General features: G+C 42.8%; 18 protein-coding genes and 3 tRNA genes. 16 read left to right on the top strand and 5 right to left on the bottom strand.

From position 1 onward, the window contains the following. Positions 1-104: 104 nt before the first annotated feature. The 12 genes from DPF90_RS11880 to DPF90_RS11825 all read left to right on the top strand — a co-directional run bounded on the left by DPF90_RS11880 (position 105) and on the right by DPF90_RS11825 (position 10,343). Complete coding sequence (locus tag DPF90_RS11880; protein ID WP_114786554.1) at positions 105-698, top strand: LPS-assembly lipoprotein LptE; 594 nt, start codon at positions 105-107, stop codon at positions 696-698. A 7-nt stretch (positions 699-705) separates the two neighbouring features. After that, on the top strand, positions 706-1,719 hold the full coding sequence (gene holA, locus DPF90_RS11875) for a DNA polymerase III subunit delta (protein ID WP_114786553.1): 1,014 nt from the start codon (positions 706-708) through the stop codon (positions 1,717-1,719). 52 nt (positions 1,720-1,771) lie between these two features. Beyond that, complete coding sequence (rsfS, locus tag DPF90_RS11870) at positions 1,772-2,089, top strand: ribosome silencing factor (RefSeq protein ID WP_114786594.1); 318 nt, start codon at positions 1,772-1,774, stop codon at positions 2,087-2,089. Between the two features lie 2 nt (positions 2,090-2,091). After that, complete coding sequence (gene rlmH, locus DPF90_RS11865; protein ID WP_114786552.1) at positions 2,092-2,562, top strand: 23S rRNA (pseudouridine(1915)-N(3))-methyltransferase RlmH; 471 nt, start codon at positions 2,092-2,094, stop codon at positions 2,560-2,562. Positions 2,563-2,569: 7 nt separating this feature from the next. Next, complete coding sequence (gene mrdA, locus DPF90_RS11860; protein WP_114786551.1) at positions 2,570-4,453, top strand: penicillin-binding protein 2; 1,884 nt, start codon at positions 2,570-2,572, stop codon at positions 4,451-4,453. 2 nt (positions 4,454-4,455) lie between these two features. Then, positions 4,456-5,577 (top strand): rod shape-determining protein RodA, encoded by a 1,122-nt coding sequence (rodA, locus tag DPF90_RS11855; RefSeq protein WP_114786550.1) that lies wholly within the window; start codon positions 4,456-4,458, stop codon positions 5,575-5,577. After that, complete coding sequence (locus DPF90_RS11850; protein WP_114786549.1) at positions 5,578-6,363, top strand: septal ring lytic transglycosylase RlpA family protein; 786 nt, start codon at positions 5,578-5,580, stop codon at positions 6,361-6,363. Between the two features lie 89 nt (positions 6,364-6,452). Further along, positions 6,453-7,631, top strand: coding sequence for a serine hydrolase (locus DPF90_RS11845; protein ID WP_114786548.1), 1,179 nt, complete (start codon positions 6,453-6,455; stop codon positions 7,629-7,631). 128 nt (positions 7,632-7,759) lie between these two features. Further along, on the top strand, positions 7,760-8,038 hold the full coding sequence (gene ybeD, locus DPF90_RS11840; RefSeq protein ID WP_114786547.1) for a DUF493 family protein YbeD: 279 nt from the start codon (positions 7,760-7,762) through the stop codon (positions 8,036-8,038). Between the two features lie 180 nt (positions 8,039-8,218). Beyond that, the gene (gene lipB / locus DPF90_RS11835; RefSeq protein WP_114786546.1) at positions 8,219-8,872 is read left to right on the top strand and encodes a lipoyl(octanoyl) transferase LipB; all 654 of its coding nucleotides are present in this window, start codon (positions 8,219-8,221) and stop codon (positions 8,870-8,872) included. Between the two features lie 23 nt (positions 8,873-8,895). Next, complete coding sequence (lipA, locus tag DPF90_RS11830; RefSeq protein WP_114786545.1) at positions 8,896-9,861, top strand: lipoyl synthase; 966 nt, start codon at positions 8,896-8,898, stop codon at positions 9,859-9,861. 155 nt (positions 9,862-10,016) lie between these two features. Continuing rightward, on the top strand, positions 10,017-10,343 hold the full coding sequence (locus DPF90_RS11825; protein ID WP_114786544.1) for a hypothetical protein: 327 nt from the start codon (positions 10,017-10,019) through the stop codon (positions 10,341-10,343). A gap of 30 nt (positions 10,344-10,373) precedes the next feature. Here the strand turns inward: DPF90_RS11825 and DPF90_RS11820 are convergent, their stop codons facing one another. Together DPF90_RS11820 and glyA are read right to left on the bottom strand one after the other, a co-directional pair. Beyond that, the gene (locus DPF90_RS11820; protein WP_114786543.1) at positions 10,374-10,940 is read right to left on the bottom strand and encodes a hypothetical protein; all 567 of its coding nucleotides are present in this window, start codon (positions 10,938-10,940) and stop codon (positions 10,374-10,376) included. 200 nt (positions 10,941-11,140) lie between these two features. Continuing rightward, entirely contained in the window at positions 11,141-12,391 is a 1,251-nt protein-coding gene (glyA, locus tag DPF90_RS11815; protein WP_114786542.1) for a serine hydroxymethyltransferase, read from the bottom strand. A 351-nt stretch (positions 12,392-12,742) separates the two neighbouring features. Here glyA and DPF90_RS11810 point away from each other — a divergent pair, with 351 nt between their 5' ends. Beyond that, positions 12,743-13,342 (top strand): YitT family protein, encoded by a 600-nt coding sequence (locus tag DPF90_RS11810; protein WP_114786541.1) that lies wholly within the window; start codon positions 12,743-12,745, stop codon positions 13,340-13,342. A gap of 47 nt (positions 13,343-13,389) precedes the next feature. On the opposite strand, the gene vexH is transcribed toward DPF90_RS11810, so the two are convergent. Both vexH and DPF90_RS11800 read right to left on the bottom strand, forming a co-directional pair. Then, entirely contained in the window at positions 13,390-16,500 is a 3,111-nt protein-coding gene (gene vexH, locus DPF90_RS11805) for a vibriobactin export RND transporter permease subunit VexH (protein WP_114786540.1), read from the bottom strand. Beyond that, positions 16,500-17,564 carry an efflux RND transporter periplasmic adaptor subunit gene (locus tag DPF90_RS11800; RefSeq protein ID WP_114786539.1) on the bottom strand — a complete coding sequence of 355 codons (1,065 nt, stop codon included), beginning with the start codon at positions 17,562-17,564 and terminating at the stop codon, positions 16,500-16,502. Before DPF90_RS11800 ends, vexH begins: the two co-directional genes overlap by 1 nt. A gap of 463 nt (positions 17,565-18,027) precedes the next feature. On the opposite strand from DPF90_RS11800, the gene DPF90_RS11795 reads away from it, so the two are divergent. The 3 genes from DPF90_RS11795 to DPF90_RS11785 all read left to right on the top strand — a co-directional run bounded on the left by DPF90_RS11795 (position 18,028) and on the right by DPF90_RS11785 (position 18,392). Continuing rightward, a tRNA-Tyr gene (locus DPF90_RS11795) sits at positions 18,028-18,112 on the top strand. A 56-nt stretch (positions 18,113-18,168) separates the two neighbouring features. Beyond that, positions 18,169-18,253 (top strand) — tRNA-Tyr (locus DPF90_RS11790). Between the two features lie 54 nt (positions 18,254-18,307). Then, positions 18,308-18,392: transfer RNA gene (locus DPF90_RS11785), tRNA-Tyr, on the top strand. A 122-nt stretch (positions 18,393-18,514) separates the two neighbouring features. On the opposite strand, the gene treC is transcribed toward DPF90_RS11785, so the two are convergent. Next, entirely contained in the window at positions 18,515-20,194 is a 1,680-nt protein-coding gene (treC, locus tag DPF90_RS11780) for an alpha,alpha-phosphotrehalase (RefSeq protein WP_114786538.1), read from the bottom strand. Between the last annotated feature and the right edge of the window lie 16 nt (positions 20,195-20,210).

Genomic DNA, 20,210 nt, shown 5'->3' with positions numbered 1-20,210 from the left:
ATCTAACTTTAAGCAGAGTAAATACCTTACTCTGCTTTACTTATCTTAATGTATTCACTGAGTAGATTAAGATAAGTATTCCACTAACTGAGAAAGTTTCACCAATGCGCCTAGCTCCAGTATCTTTTATAAAAATTGTCAGCGTTATCCTTAGCGCAAGTTTATTGTCGGCCTGTGGCTTTCACCTTAGGGGAGATTATTCAATCCCAGAGGAGCTCGGGACACTCTCACTCACCAGTTACGATCAGTACAGCACTTTCACTCGCATGATGAAATCACAATTACGCGTTAATGAAGTAAATGTCGTTCCGCCATCAGAAGGTGTTCCCAACCTGCATATCGTCGGTGAAGGCTTGGGAGAAAGGAACTTATCCCTTTACCAAAATACCACCGCGGCAGAAAAAGAGCTTACTTTTACTGCCACATACAGAGTAACTATCCCTGATTTAGGTGATAAAACCTTCTCGACTAGCGTAAGCCGCAGTTACTTAGAAAACCCATTAACCGCTTTGGCAAAATCGGTTGAAAGAGACATGATCGAAGACGAAATGCGTCAATTTGCTACTGGCCAGATTATTCGTCAAATGGCTCGTTTACGTACTGATATCAAAGCAGGACACATACTGACACAAGAAGAGCTTGACTCATTTGATGAGCAAGTTAATGACACCGCTCAAGAGACAGAAAGTACAGAGTAATCACATTATGCGTCTTTTCGCTGAGAGGCTTCCAGAACAACTGAGCAAACAACTTCAATCCGTTTATCTACTGTTTGGCAATGAGCCTCTGCTGTTACAAGAGTCACGTCAATCTATCCAAGAAGCGGCCTATCATCAAGGTTTTGAAGAGCGCCACCGGTTTGCTATTGATACAAATTTCGATTGGGAGTTACTCTATCAGTGCTGTCAAAGCATGAGCTTGTTCTCATCACGCCAATTAATTGAGTTAGAGTTACCTGAAAGTGGCGTAAATACAGGTATTTCTAATGGGTTATTAAACCTGATTGATATTCTACATAATGATATCGTTTTGGTCCTCATCGGCAGCAAGCTAACCAAGGCACAAGAAAATGCCAAATGGTTTAAAGCATTGTTAACTAAAGGGTGCTGGGTCAACTGCCTTTCTCCTGATATCAGCAGACTGCCGCAATTTGTGCAGGCACGCTGCAGAAAAATGAAACTGCAGCCTGACGCCGAAGCTATTCAGCTGCTAGCTCAGTGGCATGAAGGTAATCTGTTTGCATTAGTGCAGAGCTTAGAAAAGCTGGCTCTTATCTACCCTGATGGACAACTAAACTTAGTCAGATTAGAAGAGTCTCTTAGCCGAAGTAACCATTATAATGCTTTCCAATGGGCCGATGCTCTACTCATGGGCAAGGCGAAACGTAGCCAGCGGATACTTCTCCAATTACAAGCGGAAGATATTGAGCCAACGATACTTCTAAGAACCATTCAAAAAGAGATGACGTTGCTCTTGACTATGCAAGGTAAAATGTCACTTCAACCTATAGGTGCAATATTCGAATCTCATAAAATTTGGCAATCAAAACGACCTTTATATTCCAGCGCCTTAAATCGGCTATCAAAAAATAAAATAATGCGATTAATGCAGTTAATTGCCAAAGCAGAAATAATCTCTAAAACTCAATATGAGACATCCTGTTGGCCATTATTACACCAATTAAGTGCTGAGATATGCCTACCACAGGTTGAGCTATAAAAAGCGTGATATACTTCCCGCTTTGATTAAACAATACAAAGAGGACAACAACTTGCAACTTGAAAAACTGAATAATTTTCTAGTCGATAAAGCTGATGATATGAAAGCGCAACACATACAGACCTTAAATGTCAGAGGGAAGTCATCGATTACCGACTACATGATTATTTGTACTGGAACTTCAAAACGTCATGTAAACTCAATAGCGGAACACGTAGCGAAAGAATCAAAGAGTGCAGGTATTGAACCACTTGGCGTTAATGGCGATGTCGAAGGAGAATGGGTGGTGCTCGATATGGGCAGTACAATAGTGCATGTCATGCAAGAGGAAAAGCGTGAGCTTTATCAACTTGAGAAGCTTTGGGGCTAAAAATGAAGCTACAACTGATTGCAGTTGGCACTAAAATGCCCAAATGGGTTGAAGATGGCTTTTTAGAGTATAAACGTCGTTTTCCTCATGATATTCCGTTGGAGCTAGTTGAAATTCCTGCAGGAAAACGGGGAAAGAATGCTGATATTGCAAGAATTTTGCAAAAAGAGGGTGAAGCTATGCTAGCTTCAGTACCGAAAGGCAATCGCATTATTACGCTAGATATTCCCGGTAAAAAGTGGGACACATCACAATTAGCCCAACAACTTGAGAGTTGGAAACTCGATGGCCGAGACGTTTCTATCCTTATTGGCGGGCCTGAAGGGCTAGCTCCTGCCTGCAAAGCTGCCGCCGACCAAAGTTGGTCGCTGTCTGCACTAACTCTGCCACATCCGTTAGTAAGAATAATTATGGCAGAAAGCCTATACAGAGCCTGGAGCATAACCGCCAATCACCCATATCACCGAGAATAAGTAGCCAATGTTACGAAAGCGCACCCGGTTTAGAGACTACCAAGCAGAAGCAAAACTATTCAAAAGTCGTGCTATCATCGCTTTCATTGGAATCATCACTATGGTTGGTCTCTTAGTTGCCAACCTCTACAACATTCAAATTAATCAATATCAAGATTACAAAACTCGCTCCAACGACAATCGGATTAAAATTGTACCTATCGCCCCTAATCGGGGATTAATTTACGATCGTAATGGTAAATTACTAGCGGAAAATCGCCCTGTTTTCAGCTTGGAAATTATCCCAGAAAAAATTAAAGATATGTCTGGGACAATTGAAGGACTAAGAAAATATCTCGACATTACTCCCGAGCAAGTTGAAAGCTTTGAACGAGAGCGACGTCATGCGCGTCGGTTTAAGTCTGTGCCGATTCTGACACAATTGACCCAAGACCAAGTTGCCAAGTTTTCTGTCAATCAGCACAAATTTCCTGGGGTTACAGTAAATGCAAACCTCAAAAGGCATTACCCCTACGGTGAAGTACTCACCCATGTCATTGGTTATGTGTCTCGGATCAACGACAAAGACATGAATAAACTGACTAGGGAAGGTAAAGAGGGTAATTACCAAGCCACACGAGATATAGGCAAACTCGGAGTCGAGCGTTACTATGAAGACTTATTACATGGCACCGCTGGGTACCAAGAAGTAGAAGTCAACAGTCGTGGCCGTATTATTCGCACACTTAAATACATTCCGCCAGCACCAGGGAAAGATGTTGTACTCAATTTAGATATTGACCTTCAGCTTTATATCCACCAGTTACTCTCTGAACGCAGAGGTAGTGTGGTAGTACTTGACCCCAATGATAACGGCGTTTTAGCCATGGTTTCCAGCCCTAGTTATGACCCAAATGCCTTTGTACATGGAATCTCTACCAAAGCCTATAGCGCTTTACTTAACGACAAAAATCGTCCCTTAGTGAATAGAGCCACTTTAGGCATTTATCCGCCTGCATCCACTATCAAGCCTTTAATGGCCGTTGCAGCACTTGAAGAAGGCGTGATCACTCCTTATACCACACGTAACGATCCGGGCTATTGGAAAATCCCCAATTCTAAAACCAAACCTTTTAGAGACTGGTTACGCTGGGGGCATGGAAAAGTCAACATAGTCAAATCAATTGAAGAATCCGTCGACACTTTTTTTTATCAAATCGCCTACGATATGGGCATTGACCGCATCTCGAACTGGATGATGATGTTTGGCTTTGGAGATAAAACGGGTATTGATATCTATGAAGAAAGTAAAGCTAACATGCCAACCAAGGAGTGGAAATTAGCGCGACATCGCGTACCTTGGTACCAAGGAGACACCATACCTGTTGGCATAGGGCAAGGATATTGGACTGCGACGCCAATGCAAATCGCAAAAGCAACCTCAGTATTGATTAATCGAGGCAAGGTCATGCCTCCTCATTTGCTAAGAGGCACCGTTGATAACGGTCAACCATTCGAAGATCAAGTATTAACAGAAGTAGAAACCTACCCACCTATTACAGGAGTTAAAAACCGTTTTTGGGATTTAGCGATTGAAGGTATGCGTCTAGTTAATCACGGGAAAAAAGGCACTGCTCGTCGAGCATTTTATAACACAGCTTATGTCAGTGCTGGAAAGTCAGGGACTGCTCAAGTCTTTGGCCTTGGTGAAGATGAAGAATACAATGCTGACGAAATTGCTGAACACTTACGTGACCATGCTCTATTTACTGGTTTTGCACCGCTCAACTCACCAAAATTGGTTGTCACTGTTGTACTAGAAAATGCTGGAGGAGGCTCATCACAAGGTGGCCCTCTAGTACGAAAAGTCTTTGATAAAGTGTTAGTCAAAGAAAAAGAAGAGGCAAAATAATCATGGATTTTGATCCATCCACAGGCCAGAATCGAGCTCTATTTGAGCGCTTCCATCTCGATCTCCCCCTTTTACTCGGAATTTTAGTCCTCATGGGCTTCGGTCTTGTCGTCATGTACAGTGCAAGTGGTCAAAACCTTGGCATGATGGACCGTCAAGCTATGCGTATGGCTCTATCACTAGGCATTATGGTTTTGCTTGCTCAAATACCACCTCGTACCTATGAGACTCTGGCCCCACTCATGTTTACAGTCGGTGTTCTATTGCTACTTGGTGTACTGTTCTTTGGCGAAGCCTCTAAAGGTGCTCAGCGCTGGCTAAACCTTGGTTTCGTGCGATTCCAGCCCTCAGAGCTTTTAAAACTCGCCGTTCCTCTCATGGTGGCACGATTTATTGGTAAACGCTCGCTTCCACCAAGCTTTCAAACCTTAGTACTGTCGCTAGTAATGGTCTGTGTTCCGACCATTCTTATTGCTAAACAGCCAGATTTGGGGACTTCGATACTGATCGCTGCTTCTGGTATATTCGTTATCTTCCTAGCTGGCATCAGTTGGAAAATTATCTTCGCTGCGGTTTGTAGCCTTGGGGCCTTTTTGCCTGTCCTGTGGTTTTTTCTGATGAGGGAATATCAAAAAGTCAGGGTCCGAACACTCTTTAACCCTGAATCAGATCCTCTGGGAGCTGGATACCATATTATTCAGAGTAAGATCGCAATAGGCTCAGGAGGTATATCAGGCAAGGGTTGGCTACAAGGTACCCAATCTCAATTAGAATTTCTACCAGAAAGGCATACTGACTTTATTTTTGCTGTTATTGCAGAAGAATGGGGATTAATCGGGATTTTGACCTTGCTCAGCTTATATTTGTTTATCATTGGCCGAGGTCTGGTTTTAGCCAGTAAAGCGCAAACAGCTTTTGGCCGAATGATGGCTGGTAGTATAGTTTTAAGCTTTTTTGTTTATGTTTTTGTCAATATAGGAATGGTTAGTGGTATCCTACCTGTAGTCGGAGTACCCTTACCACTCATTAGCTACGGTGGAACCTCCATGGTTACCCTGATGGCAGGCTTTGGCATATTAATGTCTATACACACTCATAGGAAAGCTTTCTCTAAGGCAACATAAATGATTTTTCAAAATGTCCTGATCGGTATACTTTGCGCTATTACCGTTTTTTTGGCTGGCTGCTCTTCTTCTCCGTCACAGCGTTATTCAATAGAAGATGATCTAGCGCCAAACGCCCCCATTTCGGTTGATCATATTGAAGACGCACACCCTCAATACGAGCCATATAGTGTAGGCGGAAATCGTGACTATACCCTAAGAGGTCAACACTACTCCATCATTAAGGAGCCTCAAGGCTTTGCTCAAGAGGGTATTGCTTCATGGTATGGCAAAAAGTTTCACGGTCATCTTACGTCTAATGGCGAAGTCTATGACATGTACTCGATGTCAGCCGCTCATAAGACTTTACCCATTCCAAGTTATGTCAAAGTGACCAACAAAGACAATGGGAAGACAGCCATTGTTAGAGTCAACGATAGAGGGCCTTTCCACCCAGGGCGCGTTATCGACCTTAGCTATGCAGCTGCAACTAAGCTTGAAGTCATTCGCACAGGGACCGCTAATATAAAACTAGAAGTTATTTCAGTAGAAAAACCCACGGCTCAACACAAGCAAAAATCGATACCTAAATTTGTCGTGCAAGTCGCTTCATCAAAACACCAAGACAGAGTGCGAACTTTAGCTAAAGATTTGAGTCAAAACCTTTCAGTAAAGAGTTACGTCAATTCAGACAATAATATCCATCGTGTCTTTTTGGGTCCATTTGATGACTATATGCTGACGCAAAAAACGTTAGAACAAGTTAAACTCATGGGCTATTCAAGTGCCTTTATAAAATCCTTGTAGTCCTCAAACCAGTGTGAGGCATGTCTTACACTGGCTTGAGAGATTGTTTCTGTTAAGATATGGACAGTTAATTAAAACCTGTAGTCAATATGAAAAAAACAACGCTAATCAAATCCGTTTTTGCTTCTTCTATTGCGCTTTCTGCAACCTTCGCATCATCTTCTTTCGCCGCACCTATCGTCGTACCTGATGCGCCTCAAATTGCAGCTAAAGGCTATGTTCTGATGGATTACCATTCAGGTAAAATACTCGCAGAGCATGAGATGAATACCAAATTATCACCTGCAAGCTTAACCAAAATGATGACGAGTTATGTCATTGGTCAAGAATTAGAACGTGGAAACATCTCACCCGATGACGATGTCACTATAAGCAAAAATGCGTGGGCAAAAAACTTCCCTGATTCATCGAAAATGTTCATTGAAGTCGGCACCACAGTCAAAGTGAAAGACTTAAATCGCGGCATTATTGTTCAATCTGGAAATGATGCCTGCGTCGCCATGGCCGAGCACATTGCGGGATCAGAAGATGCGTTTGTTGATTTGATGAATGCGTGGGCAGACAGCCTAGGAATGAAGGATACCCATTTTGCTAACGTACATGGATTAGATAACCCGAATCTATACTCAACGCCTTACGATATGGCACTATTGGGCCAAGCTCTAATTAGAGATGTTCCGGATGAATACCGTATTTATTCGGAGAAAAAGTACACCTATAACGGCATTACCCAATATAACCGCAACGGTTTATTGTGGGATAAAAGCATGAATGTAGACGGTATTAAAACTGGCCATACAAGTAATGCCGGATACAGTTTGGTGAGCTCAGCAACCGAAGGACAAATGCGTTTGGTCGCTGTGGTCATGGGGACTAAAAATGCCAATGCACGTAAATCTGAGAGTAAAAAGCTACTAAGCTATGGTTTCCGCTTCTTTGAGACGGTTGCACCACACAAATCTGGTGAAACTTTTGTCGAAGAAAAAGTCTGGATGGGTGATAAAGACACTGTAGCGCTTGGCCTTGATCAAGACACCTATGTAACCCTTCCTCGAGGCCAGGCTAAAAATCTTCAGGCCAGTTTCGTTTTGGAAAAAGAGCTCGAAGCACCAATTAAGAAAGGCGATGTTGTCGGTAAGCTATACTATCAACTAGAAGGCGAAGATGTCGCTGAATACCCACTCCTTGCTCTCGAAGACGTAGAACAAGGAAGCTTATTCAGTCGTCTTTGGGATTATATCGTCATGTTATTCAAGAGCATGTTTTAATCTTCCCAGCTTCCATAACTTGAAAGCCGCACAAAGCGGCTTTCTTTGTTTTATGGCCTGTTGAGATTTAAGTTGAATAGCAGTACTATTTCGCGCTGGCTAAATGACATCCAATTTGGAGTTTCAAAATGTTGACTATTAACTCAGATGCAAAACTAAAAGATCTGCTTGAGTTCCCATGTTCCTTTACTTATAAAGTCATGGGCTATGCTAAGCCTGAGTTACCAGAGAAAGTACTTGAAGTCATACAACGACATGCTCCAGGTGACTATAGTCCGAGTGTCAAACCAAGCGCTAAAGGGAACTACCACTCTGTTTCTATTACAATTACAGCAACATCTATTGAACAAGTGGAAACTCTCTACAAAGAGCTCGGTGAGATTGATATCGTTCGTATGGTTTTGTAAATTTATTTGATTTAATCAAATAAATTTAAAAGCAGCCACAAGGCTGCTTTATTTATATATATCAGATAGATATAAATCTTCTACTTTTCAGAGGGTTAAAAATATCTTACTTACATATAGTTACATGAACCGAACCAGTTTATACTCCGTAAACCTGATTAACTGACGATAGGATTAGGAATGCACAACCAGCTTGTTGTTAAGCACTTGGGCCAACAGGACTATGAACCGATTTGGCGAGCCATGCATGAGTTTACAGATTCTCGAACAGAGGAAACCTGTGACGAAGTTTGGCTTGTTGAACACAACCCTGTTTTTACTCAAGGTCAAGCCGGCAAAGCAGAGCACTTAATCAATACTGGTGAAATCCCCGTCGTACAAAGCGATAGAGGTGGGCAAGTTACCTACCATGGGCCAGGTCAACTAGTGGCTTACTTCCTGATTAACCTTCGTCGTAAAAAACTCGGTGTACGAGATCTTGTCACGACAATTGAGACACTCGTGATAAAAACACTAAAATATTACAATATAGAGTCGGCAGCACGACCAGATGCACCAGGTGTCTATGTTGATGGTAAAAAGATCTGCTCTTTGGGCCTTAGAATTCGCAAAGGCTGTTCATTTCACGGTTTAGCTCTCAACGTGAATATGGATCTGTCACCCTTTTTGCGTATTAATCCATGCGGCTATGCGGGTATGGAAATGGTTCAAATGAGCCAACTTGGTGGACCAACAGATCTTGCCCAAGTTGAGACGACACTAGTCGAAGAACTTGTCACTTTGCTTGATTATGAGCAAGTTGAATTCAGCACAGAAGCCTCTCCTACGCGTTGAGAAGCAAAGAGAAGTAATAAAGCATGAGTAAACCAATCCAAATGGAAAAAGGCGTTAAGTATCGCGACGCTGATAAGATGGCTCTAATTCCAGTCAAGAATATGCCTACTGAGCAAAAAGAAATTCTGCGAAAGCCTGACTGGATGAAAATCAAGCTACCGGCTGACAGTCAACGCATTCAAGAGATCAAATCAGCAATGCGTAAGAACAATCTTCACTCTGTGTGTGAAGAAGCGTCTTGCCCTAACTTAGCTGAGTGCTTTAACCATGGAACCGCTACTTTCATGATCCTTGGTGCTATTTGTACTCGTCGCTGCCCATTCTGTGATGTCGCACATGGCCGCCCTGTTGCCCCTGAAGCTGATGAGCCTCAAAAACTGGCCCAGACCATATCAGACATGAAACTCAAATACGTAGTTATTACCTCTGTCGACCGCGATGATCTTCGTGATGGCGGTGCCAAACATTTCGCTGACTGTAACCGTGAGATCCGTTCAAAGAATCCAAATATCAAAATTGAAACTCTACTGCCTGACTTTAGAGGTCGAATGGATGTTGCTCTCGAATTGATGAAAGACAATCCACCAGATGTCTTCAACCATAACCTAGAGACGGCTCCTCGCCTGTACCGTAAAGCTCGCCCAGGAGCTAACTACAAATGGTCTCTACAGCTGCTACAGAAATTTAAACAGCAGCACCCTGATGTTCCGACTAAATCAGGACTTATGATGGGGCTTGGCGAAACAAAAGAAGAAATTATCGAAGTCTTGAAAGATCTTCGAGCTCACGGTGTAACTATGTTGACTCTAGGTCAGTATCTAGCGCCAAGCCGTCACCACCTTCCTGTTGAGCGATATGTACCGCCATCCGAGTTCGATGAGTTAAAAGAAATTGCACTGGACCTTGGATTCACCCACGCAGCTTGTGGGCCTTTTGTCCGCTCCTCTTACCATGCAGACCTACAAGCTCAAGGGATAGAAGTAGGTTAACTCACTGCGTTAAGCTACAACAATAAAAGCATCACTATAAAAGGGTTAATTGAATCAATTAGCCCTTTTTATTGTTCACTTCTTGAATGAGACAACACTCTTCTATAGGCTTAGCTCTAATAATACTAAAACTGTTTTTATTCCAAGGGATGATTATGAAAAGACTAGGTTTTATTGCTCTAGCGATCACTGCAGTGACAGCAGGTTGTGCATCAAATACTCAACAAGATAACTTTCGTGAAGCTTCTTTTGAATTATGTAATACTGAAGTTGAACTATATTCTGTAAGCGATGATGGCCGCGTTCGTATTGTTTGTGCAGATGGCTCTAAGTTTGCTCTGACCAGTGAAGACACTCTGGAAACCATGCGTGATATTAATATCGATTATTGCCACGGTGAAGGTCTGGGCAAGTTCAGCGAGAGTCGAAAGTACTACTCGTTCAAGTGCAAGTCTGGCACTCTGCTTAGTATTTCAAAATAAGTAAGTTAACCAGTCTGCCCAGCAACGGCGTTATTTGAATGCTCTAACTGATAATATCTTACCGTTGCTGCCTCCCATACTGGTCGTCGCTACTTCTAGCGAATTCATAGAAACAATACCGTCCTGCGAGCAAATGACAAAAACGTACGCACAAGAGTACCTATCTTCAAAAGGCATGGGAATTCTATTCCAGTAAAACTCACTTGCTTCATTATGTAAACGAAACTTTCGATAGTCTCCAGGCGCTGTAGAGCCGCTTTGTTTAGCTATGTGGGCTGCGAACACTTTACCTAGTGCATTGTCAACTCCCACCGCCATTTCACAGCCACTAAACGGCCCTGATGCAATCCAACCAACACCGCCTCCTCGATAACGTCCAACAACAGCCTTAGTTTCAGCATATGGTACCCAAGTTCCAGCATCAACGGATGAGTCGTCACGCGCCAAAACCACATTTCCGTCGGACAGAGTTAAAGTCACCCCAAACTGTTTTTCTAGATATCCGGAGTCGCTATGCTCAGGTTGACATGTCAAACGTATATCCATGTCAATATCCTTGCCAATCAAAGAATCTAAATTCGATTTCGTTGGTCGCATTCACTCCCCCTTATACTCGAACATCAAAATATCAATATGAACAAAGATGAGTATAGTTGCAAACTTCTAGGGTTGATTAACTTTACTAAGCACAAACAGAGAACAATAAGCCACTAACGGGATTGCTTGGACGAATTTCAATGCAAAAAGAAAGCCTCCATTAGGAGGCCATGTCTTAAAAAAACAGAGTAATAACTAGGTTACGCGTATACAGGTAAGCGCTGACAGATTTCAAGAACCTTTGCTTTGGTCGCTGAGATAACATCCTGATTATCAATATTATCTAGTACGTCACACATCCAGTTAGCCAGTTCTTTCGCATCTTCCTCTGTAAACCCACGACGTGTGATCGCTGGCGAGCCAACACGGATCCCCGATGTAACAAATGGGCTGCGAGGATCATTAGGTACCGAGTTCTTGTTCACCGTAATATTAGCTGAACCTAAAGCAGCATCCGCTTCTTTTCCGGTAATATCTTTATCAATCAAATCAACTAAGAAGAGATGGTTTTCAGTGCCATTTGAGACAATTTTATAACCACGTTCTTGGAACTGGGCAACCATAGCTTTAGCATTTTTAACCACACGCTCTTGGTATGCTTTAAACTCAGGCTCCATCGCCTCTTTAAACGCGACAGCCTTACCAGCAATAACATGCATCAATGGGCCGCCTTGCCCACCCGGAAATACTGCCGAATTCAGCTTCTTGTACATTTCTTCGCCGGCGTTAGAAAGAATTAAGCCACCGCGCGGTCCGGCAAGCGTTTTGTGGGTTGTCGTTGTAACCACATGTGCATGCGGAACTGGTGTTGGATAAACGCCAGCAGCGATTAGGCCTGCTACATGTGCCATATCAACAAATAAGTAGGCACCAACCTTATCAGCAATTTCACGCATGCGCGCCCAATCAACAATTTGTGAGTAGGCTGAGAAACCACCAATGATCATTTTCGGTTTATGCTCTAAAGCTAGCGACTCCATTTCGTCATAATTAATTTGACCGGCTTCATCAATACCATAAGGAATGATGTTGTAATGCTTACCAGAAAAGTTAACCGGTGAACCGTGAGTCAAGTGACCGCCGTGCGCCAAGCTCATTCCAAGCACAGTATCACCTGGGTTTAACAACGCCATATAAACAGCACTATTTGCTTGTGAACCAGAATGAGGCTGAACATTTGCATAAGCACAACCAAACAACTCACACGCACGATCAATAGCCAAAGCTTCCGCTTTATCCACATATTCGCAGCCGCCATAATAGCGTTTGCCAGGGTAACCTTCTGCATACTTGTTGGTAAGTTGAGAACCTTGAGCTTCCATCACTCGTGGGCTGGTATAATTCTCTGACGCTATAAGTTCAATGTGCTCTTCTTGGCGACGAGTTTCTTCTTGGATCGCTGCGAACAGTTCCGCATCATAATCTGCGATATTCATATCACGCTTTAGCATCTGTATCTCCTGACTCAGATTTAAACTGAAAAACTAAGAATGACCCTAATAATCTGCGCAACCGACTCGCGCAAACGTTTGCATCACGTTAATAGCGCGCATTCTACATAATTTGATCATAGCCATAAAGAGAAAGTTATACTTTTTCTTATGAAGACTTTTCATGCAGAACAACAAAGTGTCACCCGATGTTGCCAAAAAAACTGATGAATAACAAAAGTGTCAATTTTTCTCTATACAGCCCGTAAAACAATATCTACATAGGTTTACCTGAAATTTACTACCCAAGCTACCGAAATAGTATCTTTTTCACTATCATGCCGCCCTTAATTATTATTTTGTTTTTATATCATGGATAAACATTCACCAAAAGAAGACTGGATAGCAATCCTCACTGGAACATTTCTTGTCGCCCAGGGTATTTTTTTCCTCCAGTCAGGAGAGTTGTTGACTGGTGGTACCACGGGTTTAGCCCTTTTGCTCAATCAATTCATCCCGCTATCTTTTGGCACACTTTACTTTATGACTAACTGTCCTTTCTATTTGCTGGCATTGAGGCGGTTTGGCCCTAGATTTGCTATGAGTAGTATCATTTCTGGTGTCTTAGTATCGGTATTATCTGATCACTTGTATCTAGTGATCAGTCTTGAAACCATCAATGACGTATACTGCGCAGTTGCTGGAGGGCTGTTAATGGGATTAGGTATGCTCATTTTATTTCGCCACCGTTCAAGCCTGGGTGGATTCAATGTGCTGTGTTTATTTATTCAAGACAAATACGGTATTTCAGTAGGTAAGTGTCAACTTGCTATCGACTTCTGTATTCTTATCACTTCATGCTTTTTCGTTTCACCGACAACCATAGGTTTATCCGTTGTTGGAGCAGTTTTACTTAATATAGTGTTGGCGATGAACCACAAGCCTACTCGCTATTCGGTCAACTATAGCTAATCAAGTGCGAAAGCCCCTTTCGGTTAATAAAAGGGGCTAAGCTAGATTTAATGAGAGCTCCGCGTTTTTACATCATGACTGAGCTCCTTGTTTAGCTCCGCTTCAACATAACCTGGTGCTCGAGTCGATACCGAGATAAGTCGATACATAGCCGGGATCACAAACAAAGTCACCAAAGTGGCAAACCCCATACCAAAGAAGATAACGGTACCGACCGCTACTCGACTCTCATAACCAGCGCCATTAGAAAGGATAAGTGGCACCGCACCAGCCAAGGTGGTAAAGGCAGTCATCATAATAGGGCGTAAACGACGGGCAGAAGCATCAATAATGGCCTTCTCAAAGGCATAACCTCTATCGCGAAGTTGGTTAGCAAACTCAACGATGAGAATGCCATTCTTAGTCACCATACCAATCAGCATGATCATTCCTATTTGACTATAAATGTTGAGTCCTTGGCTCATCACAAGTAAACCCATAAAGCCACCAAACACCCCCATAGGTACGGTAAACATTACAACGAAGGGATTGATAAAACTTTCAAACTGAGCAGCCAAAACAAGATAAGCAACCAGTAAAGCCAAACCAAACACCAAAAGCACACTGGATTGATTTTCCTTGTAGTCTTTAGACTCTCCCGCATAACTTACCGAAATATCACCTGGCAACATCGTGATTGCTTGCTGGTCCAAATAATCCAGCGCATCACCCAGGGTATAGCCCTCAGATAAATTGGCCGTTATCGTAATAGATTTTTGTTTGTTGTAGTGGGATAAACGAATCGATGACGCAACTTCTTCAATCTGAGTCACTGCCTCTAAGGTCACTAATTCGCCGGAGCTGGTTCTTAAATAGATTTGGCTAAGATCGGTGGCATTATTGAAGCTGTTTTCATCACCTCGCAAATAGACATCATATTCTTCACCTCGCTCGACAAAGGTCGTCTCACTTTTACCTCCAAGCATGATTTCAAGCGTGTCAGAAACATCCGCAACACTAATGCCTAACTCGGCAGCGCGCTGTTTATCAACATTCACGACCAATTCTGGCGTTCTTTCCGAGTAATCAATGTCTGCGCCCTCCATCATGGGAGAAGCTTCAGCGATCTGTTCGAGCTTTTCAGCCCAAGTTTTAAGTTCTGCATAATCGGCGCCCCCCAAAACAAACTGGACTGGCTCACTCGAGCCACCACGAAAACCGGGCATAAAGGGGAAGATCCTCACATCAGCAATACCTGTAAGCGCTTTTTTCACCTCAGCCAAAGCCTGTGAGGCCGTGACATCCCGCTCGTTCCAATCATCAAGGATCATGATCACAAACCCAGTCTGATCACCAGCGTTTCCACCAAAAGCAGGCGACTGAATACTAAATGACTTAAGAAAACCCTCTCCCAATAAGGGCAGCAAGCGCTCTTCGACGCCTTCCATATTTGCGGCCATCCTGTTGTAACTGGTTGCGTCAGCTCCTCGTACAAAAGCAAACACCACACCACGGTCTTCAGATGGTGTCAACTGTGAAGGTATTTGCTGCATCAGCCCCCAGCTTCCTGCAACACAGCCAATAATGATAACGGGCGCAACCCATGTCCATTTCAAAGCTTTCAAAAGGGCTTTTCGATAACCCGTTTCAAAGCGCGAGAAAAGACATTCAACGTACAAGTTAAATCGGCTTGGTTTTACATTGGCTTTCAGCAGATGGCTACTGAGCACTGGCGTTAAAGTTAAAGCAATCAAAGATGAAAACACGACAGCCATTGCAAGTAACACCGAGAATTCAGTAAAAAGCAAACCTACCATACCATCCATAAAGGAGATAGGCAGAAAAACCATAACCAAAACCAAGGTAGTGGCGACAACAGCAAATCCAACCTCTCGAGTGCCCTTGTAGGCTGCCAGAAGCGGTTTTTCTCCTCGCTCAATATGATGAAAAATATTCTCCACCACCACAATAGCATCATCAACGACCAGGCCGATGGATAAAATCAAAGCCATCAAGGTGATGAGATTCACTGAGAAGCCAAAATAATACGCAGCAATAAAGGATGAAATGAGCGCAACTGGCACGGTAACAGCAGGGATAAAGGTTGCCCTGACTTGACCGATGAATATGTACAGAACCAGAATGACTAGACCACCAGTAATAAATAAGGTGTTGTAAACTTCTGTGATAGAGCGTTCAATAAAAACAGTCGAGTCATAGTCGATGGCAAGGTGCGTCCCTTTGGGTAAAAATTTCTGAACTTTCTCGACTTGTTCATGGACGCGATCTGCTACTTCAAGTGGATTAGCATCAGATTGAGGCACAATTCCCATGCTGACATTAACCACACCATCACTTTTAAACGTTGAGCTCTCATTTTCTGCGCCAATAAACACATCAGCGACATCCTTGAGATAAATGGGCGTATTGTCACTGGCTCGTTTAACCACCAAATATTCAAAGTCTTCTGCTTGGCTATAACTGCGAGCTGTTCGCACAGACATAACTATTTGGTTATTTCGCACTTCTCCACCAGGACTCTCAATATTTTCATTATTGAGCGCAGTGGTAATATCCGTTGTCGTTACTCCGCGCCCCGCCATCTCGGCAGGTTTGAGCCTGACATACATCACCTTATATAACCCGCCCGATACCTCAACCGAGCTGACACCGGATATCAAGCTAAACCTATCAAGCAGTACACGATCAACATAATCGGTCAACTGGGTACGATCCATCTCAGAGGAACTTAAATTGATATATAAAGAGGACTCTCCGGAGCCATTGTTCTTAAAAACGATAGGATCATCGGCTTCATCAGGTAACGAGCGCTGCGCCCTAGAGACCGCATCGCGAACATCACTGACACCAGTCGTCAGATCATAACCCAGCTCAAAAGTAATCATAATTCTCGACATACTATTTCGCGTAGTCGACTCTATTTGATCAATACCACTAATGCCAGATAACTGATCCTCAAGCACTGAAGTGATTTGGCTTTCAATGATGGTGGCAGATGCTCCTTCATATCGAGTGCTAATTGAAACAACCGGGCTTTCAATATCGGGCATTTCACGCACAGCGAGCTTGTTAAAAGAGACAATACCGAACACACATAAAAGCAAACTTAACACCACTGCAGCAACAGGACGTTTAACAGCAACATCGGATAACCACATTAGAGATCCCCTTTCTGTGTGGGTTTCTCTTTGGAGGCCACCTCTGCGAGCTCGCTAACCGTCACACCATCGCGCATATTGACAATGCCTTGAACAACGATTTTATCGCCAATCGATACCCCTTGTTCAATCACTACCTGATTACCAATTCGAGCCCCTAAAAAGACTTCGGTGCGATTGGCATTGCCCTTCTCATCGACTATGTAAACAAAACGCTTAGTGCCTGAGTATTCAAGAGACTGCACTGGGATAATTGGCGCTTTAATAGATGGGAACGCCATAGTGGCCGTTACTAACATTCCTGGCTTAAGTTGCCCATTGGTATTATCAAAGTGAACTCGTACCCTTAGATTGAGCGTCTCCTGATTAATTCTTGAATCAACGCCGACAACCTGGCCTTTAAACTCTTGTTTGCCCCACGCAGAGCTAGTCGCTAATACACTCATGCCTTTTGAAATCTGTGATAAATAGCGCTCAGGGACTTGCAGATCAAGTTGCATTACCGATAAGTCATCCAGTGATACTAATTCATCTCCTGCGGTGACAAACTTTCCAACACTAAAATCAATAAAGCCTACCGTTCCAGAAAAAGGCGCTCTGATGTGTAAATCACTCAAATCAGCCTTAGCAGCATCTAAACGAGCCTTTGCAATTGTCACACTTGCTTTTTGAGCATCTATCTCGGTTTGGGTAATCGCATTACTTTTAACCAGACGCTCAAATTCTTTAAGTTTACGTAATTCATCATCAAGATAAGCGCTAGCTTCGGCGATGCTGGCTTTGGCCTTATCATCGTCTAGTTCAATAAGCATCTGGCCTACTTCAACCTGCTGATTCGCTTTTATAGCAATTTTATTGACTCGACCAGTTACCTCAGGTGAGATGACGACTGATTGTTTCGCATCAACTTTCCCCACCAAGGTTAATGACTGAGATACCTCATGCGTTTGGACCTGCTCTGTAACAACAGTAATAGCCTGCATTTGGCCATTTCGAGCAAGCGCTGTTGACACAGTGCTAGAGAGAGATAGAAAAACGAGACTTAAAGTAATTATTTTTTTCATGATTAAGTTCTAATTCAAAAGGCTGCATATAGTCTAATCGCTAAACCACTATAAAAACGTCAAGCAATGTAAAGAAAGGGAAATAAACTGTAAGTTTCGTTTTTAACTTAATCAGTCTACTTTCCTTGATATCTAGACTAAAAAAACGACTATTTAACCAGTTTGGGCCGTTTTTTACCCTTCAATATCGTCAAAGTATGTTCAATTCGGGTGGTTGTGGTTACTCTTAGTCATGACCAAAGCCTAGATATAAGAATAAAAAAACCACTAAGAGAATGAAATTTAAGAGAAAATAAACGCATCTTTACTAGATTAATACTCATTCCTTGCCTCTTTGTCCAAAAAGCCAGCATTCAATTCAAAATTACCAGAAAAGGCTTTACAGAGTTAACGAGTTTGCTATGATTCGGTCCTCGCTTGTTTGATGTGTTGGGAAAACATCAAACAAGGATAAAAATACCCTGGAGGGGTTCCCGAGTGGCCAAAGGGATCAGACTGTAAATCTGCTGGCACTGCCTTCGATGGTTCGAATCCGTCCCCCTCCACCATATTCAATGCTTGATTGCTGTGCTGGGAATACATCAGTTAAGGATAAAAATACCCTGGAGGGGTTCCCGAGTGGCCAAAGGGATCAGACTGTAAATCTGCTGGCACTGCCTTCGATGGTTCGAATCCGTCCCCCTCCACCATATAACGCTTGATTGTTGTGTTGGGAAAACATCAGTTAAGGATAAAAATGCTCTGGAGGGGTTCCCGAGTGGCCAAAGGGATCAGACTGTAAATCTGCTGGCACTGCCTTCGATGGTTCGAATCCGTCCCCCTCCACCATATTAAGATAACCAGCTCATTGAGCTGGTTTTTTTGTATCTAGTAATCTTGAACGAAAAGAAAAGAGCCCTGAAAACAGGGCTAAAAAGACAACACAAAAATGGGGGTGAAGGCTATTGCCTTTATTTTTCTAGTAGGATGATTCGTGTTTCGTATGGACGCAAAACCTGCTCCATTGATACTTCCTCTGCTAAATCTGTGTAGTTACCTAACAAATATTTCGCTTTAGTGGCATCAAACGTCTCAGGAAGACTACAACTGGCCTCGACCGCATAAAAGTTATTCAAACAAATTAAACTTTGCTTTTCACTCTGGCGCTGATAACCAAAAATCTGTTCATGCTGGGGATAAAGATCTCGGTAATTACCACTAGTAATCACTTCTATTTGCTTACGTAAAGCAATCAGCTGTTGATAGAAATAAAACACTGAGCTGGGATCATCAACCGCCTGCGCCGCATTAATCTCAAGATAATTTTCCACTACTTCTAGCCAAGGTTTAGCCTTGGAAAAACCAGCGTATTTCCCATCATTCCATTGCATTGGAGTTCTTGAATTATCACGAGATTTTTGCGCCAAAATAGCCATCATATCGTCACTTTTCATGCCATTATGATTAACCATGATGTCATACATATTGGTACTCTCTACATCACGATATTGAGATATTGAACCATAGCCAGGGTTGATCATGCCAATCTCTTCACCTTGATATATGTAAGGAGTTCCCTGCATCATATGAATCGATGTGCCCAGCATCTTAGCTGATTCGACACGATATTTTTTATCATCACCGAAACGACTGACAACTCGTGGTTGGTCATGGTTACACCAAAACAGTGCCCCCCAACCTTGGCCATTAAGTCCTGTTTGCCAATGATTAAAAATCTCTTTGAGCTGAATGAAGTCAAACGGCGCTTTGGTCCACTTTTCTCCATTCGGATAATCCACTTTTAGATGGTGAAAATTAAACACCATAGAAAGCTCTTTGTTATCAAGCGAGGAGTACCGCTGGCAGTGCTCTAATGAGGTGGAAGACATCTCTCCTACCGTTACGCTACCATATTTACGAAATACCGCTTGACTGATTTCCCGCAAATATTCGTGTACACGAGGGCCATCGGTGTAGAAACGACGACCATCACCAAGATCGTCACTAGGAAAGTCTTGCTGCTTAGAAATAAGATTAATCACATCCAGACGGAACCCATCCACTCCTTTTTCTGCCCAAAAGCTAATTACCTCTTTAACCGCTTGTCGCACCTCTGGATTTTCCCAGTTGAGATCCGCTTGCTCTTTGGCAAAAAGGTGTAAATAGTATTGACCTGTTTCACTATCGAGTTCCCAAGCACTGCCGCCAAACTTAGACTGCCAGTTATTAGGAACTTCATCGTCAACAGGATCTTTCCAAATATAGTAATCACGGTAAGGACTATTTTTATCCCCTAAAGCAGATTGAAACCAAGCGTGCTTGGTTGAGGTATGGTTAACAACAATATCCATGATGATGCGAATATCACGTTGACGAGCTTCAGCCACTAACTGCTCAAAGTCTTGCATAGTCCCAAAATCAGGATTGATGGCGTAATAGTCAGAAATATCGTAACCATTATCGACCATAGGCGACTGGTACACGGGGGTAAGCCAAATAGCGTCAATACCGAGCAACTTGAGATAATCTAGCTTAGAGATAATTCCTTGGATATCTCCTGTACCTTTATCGCCGCTGTCACAAAAACTCTTAGGATAAATCTGATAGATGGATGCGGTTTTCCACCAATTAGGATCCGTGCTGAATGTCATCGTCTAATTCACTTAC

The sequence above is a fragment of the Vibrio tetraodonis genome, from assembly GCF_003350295.1.
Classification (GTDB): Bacteria; Pseudomonadota; Gammaproteobacteria; order Enterobacterales; family Vibrionaceae; genus Vibrio; species Vibrio tetraodonis.
The sequence above is the reverse complement of the archived record's forward strand: the minus strand, read 5'-3'. Positions and strand labels throughout refer to the sequence as shown.